This window comes from Halothiobacillus sp. (genome assembly GCF_027346185.1).
Taxonomy (GTDB): Bacteria; Pseudomonadota; Gammaproteobacteria; order Halothiobacillales; family Halothiobacillaceae; genus Halothiobacillus.
The window spans coordinates 1-3,796 of record NZ_DAIESY010000063.1; the positions used below are offsets into that span (position 1 = coordinate 1).

4 protein-coding genes are annotated in these 3,796 nt (G+C 54.0%); 1 reads left to right on the top strand and 3 read right to left on the bottom strand.

Going from position 1 to position 3,796, the window contains the following annotated elements; all coding sequences use genetic code 11:
• The coding region (locus M7R55_RS05035; RefSeq protein WP_298219090.1) for an SBBP repeat-containing protein at positions 1 to 744 on the top strand (744 nt) is incomplete at its 5' end.
• 171 nt (positions 745 to 915) lie between these two features.
• Here the strand turns inward: M7R55_RS05035 and M7R55_RS05040 are convergent.
• From M7R55_RS05040 to folD, 3 genes are all read right to left on the bottom strand, one after another.
• A complete protein-coding gene (locus M7R55_RS05040) occupies positions 916 to 1,764 on the bottom strand; it encodes an alpha/beta hydrolase (RefSeq protein WP_298219092.1) in 849 nt (282 codons plus the stop codon).
• A 197-nt stretch (positions 1,765 to 1,961) separates the two neighbouring features.
• Entirely contained in the window at positions 1,962 to 2,639 is a 678-nt protein-coding gene (rnt, locus tag M7R55_RS05045) for a ribonuclease T (protein WP_298219095.1), read from the bottom strand.
• A gap of 59 nt (positions 2,640 to 2,698) precedes the next feature.
• Positions 2,699 to 3,559, bottom strand: coding sequence for a bifunctional methylenetetrahydrofolate dehydrogenase/methenyltetrahydrofolate cyclohydrolase FolD (gene folD, locus M7R55_RS05050; protein ID WP_298219094.1), 861 nt, complete (start codon positions 3,557 to 3,559; stop codon positions 2,699 to 2,701).
• Between the last annotated feature and the right edge of the window lie 237 nt (positions 3,560 to 3,796).

Below are 3,796 nucleotides of genomic sequence, written 5' to 3' on the forward strand. Positions count from 1 at the left end.
ACGACTCTGGCTGGATCTGGCGAGATGGGCGATAAAAATGGTATTCGAAGAGTAGCCTCATTTAGCAATCCGGGAGATGTGGCCATAGATGCTCACGGTGATATTTATGTTGCTGATTTCGGCAATATAGAAATTCGCAAAATCACCGCGGATGGAAGTGTGTCGACTCTCACTGGTGCAGGTAAGAACGTTCCATTTGGAGGTGTTGGCAGCCTAGCTGTCGGCCCCAGGGGGAATATTTATTTTTCAGATACAAACAATAATAAGATTTGGAAATTATCTACTTCTGGAGTAGTTACTGTCTTTGCAGGTTCTGGCGCAATGGGTGATAGAAATGGACCTGCGAACGTGGCTACATTTAAGACGGTCGCGGGTTTAACGGTTGACAATAAAGGAAATGTCTATGTCGCAGATTTAATAGGCAACCAGATTCGTAAGATCAGTCCCTCCGGAATGGTCTCGACTCTTGCTGGTTCAGGTCTTAAGGGTGATGCTGATGGCATCGGCAAATCAGCATCATTTTATCAACCGAGCGACGTTGCAGTTGATGCAAAAGGAAACATCTATGTGTCAGATGTTGGGAACAATAAAATCCGCAAAATAACTCCATCAGGGGATGTTTCGACACTAGTTATCTCTGGTGCTGATTCGATGATTTGTGCAGGGATAGCTGTTGACAGTCACGGGAATGTTTATGTGTCTGACTTCAATAACAATAATATTTATAAGCTAAAGCAGAAATGATGTTTTTCGGGCTTATTTAACTCTCCAGTGATTCCTTAAAGTGTACCTCGAAAAACCTACTTTGCTGCCCGATTGCGGTGTTTCGCAAAACTGACGGCTGCGATGTGTGTGTTCCCTGCGATAATCGGGCCCCAATCAAACCACAGAAATCCGGTTCAGGTCCGGTCGGGTTCAGGGACGATTCGGGAGAGCCAGCGAGTCGGCTGATTCTTCGTCTTGGCGCACTTGTTTTTCCGATGTCACGCGATCTGCAAACGACACGATTTTTTGCAGGATGGGTGATTGAGACGACAGCACATTGGAAACCACCCCGATCAGCATGGGATGGCTCAAATCATCCACCATGAATTTCTCGACCGGCCCACCGTTCTCTTTGATTTTGGCATACAGATTACGGGTGTTTTTCGGGTAGACGATCGTGTCGGCACGGCTCTCGATCAACAGCATGGGCGGGTTGCTGCCATCGGCCCAATGAATGGGCTGGGTGACGGGGTATTGGCTGGGCGGGCCGAAAATGGCTTTGAGGTCGGGCTCGACCAAGGGCAGGAAATCATACGGGCCGCCCAGGCCGATCATGCCGCGAATCCATTGACGCGAACCACCCACGGCTTTTAAGTAGGCAGGATTCAAGGCCAGCATCGCCGCATTGTAGGCGCCGGCGGAATGCCCCATCAGCACGATTTTGTTGGTACTGCCGCCGTACTGGCTGATGTGTTCGTGGGTCCACGCCACGGCCTTGGCCGAGTCGTTCACAAAGGCCGGGAAAGTGACATCGGGATACAGTCGATAGTTGGGGATGACCACGACAAAGCCTTTACTGGCAAGCTCTGCGCCCACGAAGCGATACATGGATTTATCACCATCTTCCCACCGACCGCCCCAGAAAAAGACGATCACGGGGGCTGCATACGCATTCGCTGGTTGGTACACATCCAGCTTTAATTCATGCTGGCGAACAAACACGATCGAGCGGGTCACCTGCACACCATCGCGCGGCGATAAGGTGTTCAGTATGGTCACTCCGGAGCAACCCTGCAGACCAAATGAGATCGATAGAATAATTAGTACAGACCACCAAGGTTTTTTCATCAAAACAATCCACAACAATAAAGCGAACGCAATAAGAGACGGGTATTGACGCTTTTGTGTACGAAGGACGGCGCCCTTTGGATGCAGACACACCCAGATAAGAGCTTAGTCCATCGATCGTGTGGTGGTTATTTTGCGGGATTGACCGGGTTCGGCACGCGCATGGCCGCGCGGCCACTGCTGGTGGAGAAGTTGTTGACGATGCGGCAGAACAGCTCGGCGGTTTGTTCGGCATCGTAGAGTGCGCCGTGGGCCTGTTGACTGTCCCACTCAAGGCCGATGGCCTCCAGCGCCTTGGCGAGTACAGTTTCACCGACGGCCAGTGCTGATAGGGTCACGGTGTCGAAGGTCGAGAAGGGGTGGAATGGATTCTTTTTATTTCCCGTGCGTTCACAGGCGGCGTTGATGACCGCGAGGTCGAATGCTGCATTGTGGCCGACTAGTACCGCCCGCCGTGCGCCGTTGAGTTTGACGCGCTGACGAATCGGCTGGAAAAATTCTTTGAGCGCTTCGGTTTCGACCACCGCGCCGCGAAACGGATGATCGATATCGATGCCGTTTATTTTCATCGACGTGGGGTTGAGGTTGGCCCCTGCAAACGGTTGCACATGAATCTGGATTCGATCGACGGGAATGATCTTGCCGTTGGCATCGACATCCAGCAGCACGGCGGCCAGTTCGAGCAGGGCATCGGTTTGTGGATTCAAACCACCGGTTTCGACATCGACCACCACCGGCATAAAGCCGCGAAAGCGCCGTGCGATGTTCCAGTCGTTTTTTTTGGATGTGGTGAGCGCCGTGGCAATCTCGGTGAAGTCGGGCGTGTCCTGTTGCACAGGGTTCGGGCCACTCAAGCTTTGATTACTCAAGAGCAGGCCACTCGCTCGCGCCAGGATTGCACGGTGTTGTGCATCAGCATGGCGATGGTCATGGGGCCGACACCACCGGGCACCGGCGTGATCCACGCAGCGCGTTCGGCGGCAGCGGCAAAATCGACATCACCGCACAGGCTGCCGTCTTCTTGTCGGTGAATGCCGACATCGACGACGATCGCGCCGGGCTTGATCCAGTCGCCACGCACCAAGCCGGGCTTGCCTGCCGCGACGACGAGCAGATCGGCCCGGCGCACATGCGCCTCAAGATCACGGGTGAAGCGGTGGGTCACGGTGACGGTCGCGCCTGCCAGCAGCAATTCGAGCGCCATGGGGCGGCCAACGATGTTCGATGCGCCCACGACGACCGCTTCCATGCCATATAAATCCACCTTTGCTGTTTCGAGCAGCTTCATCACACCAAAGGGCGTGCAGGGGCGCAACGCCGGTTGGCGAATCGCGAGTTTGCCGATGTTCTCCGGGTGAAAGCCGTCCACATCCTTGCTGGGATGAATGCGCTCGATGATTTCTGCTGCACTGAGATGGGCGGGCAGGGGGAGCTGAACCAGAATGCCATCAATGGATGGGTCGGCGTTGTATTGATCGACCAGTGCGTTCAGTTCGGCCTGGGAAATATCCGCCGCAAGATCCTTGGAAACGGAATACATGCCGATCTTTTCGCAGGTTTTGCGCTTGTTCGCCACATAAACGCTGGAGGCCGGGTCATCGCCCACCTGAATCACGGCAAGCCCCGGCGGACGAATACCCTTGGATGCCGCGGCGGTGATTTCTTCTGCGAATGCGGTTTGCAGCGAGGCCGATAATGCTCGACCATCCAGTATGTGTGCCGTCATGTAGTTTGTGCCCTGTGGGTTGGCTGGATGCCATGGGAAAACGGGGGCTGAATTGTCGCATGAAGCCACCGGTATACTCAATTTTGTGTATGAGCTTGTTAGCCCAAAGCCGTAATGTCCCCTTTGTCCAATTCTAAAATGTCCCCTTTTGGTTTCGGGAGGGGTGATGGCAGAGGAGCATATTACGATGAGCTACCAAGAGGTCGACCGACTGGGGGTGATCCAGCAGGTGGTAGG

Excerpts from the sequence above, each read along its gene's own strand:
- folD (WP_298219094.1), bottom strand. The coding sequence starts at position 3,559 with ATGACGGCACACATACTGGATGGTCGAGCATTATCGGCCTCGCTGCAA.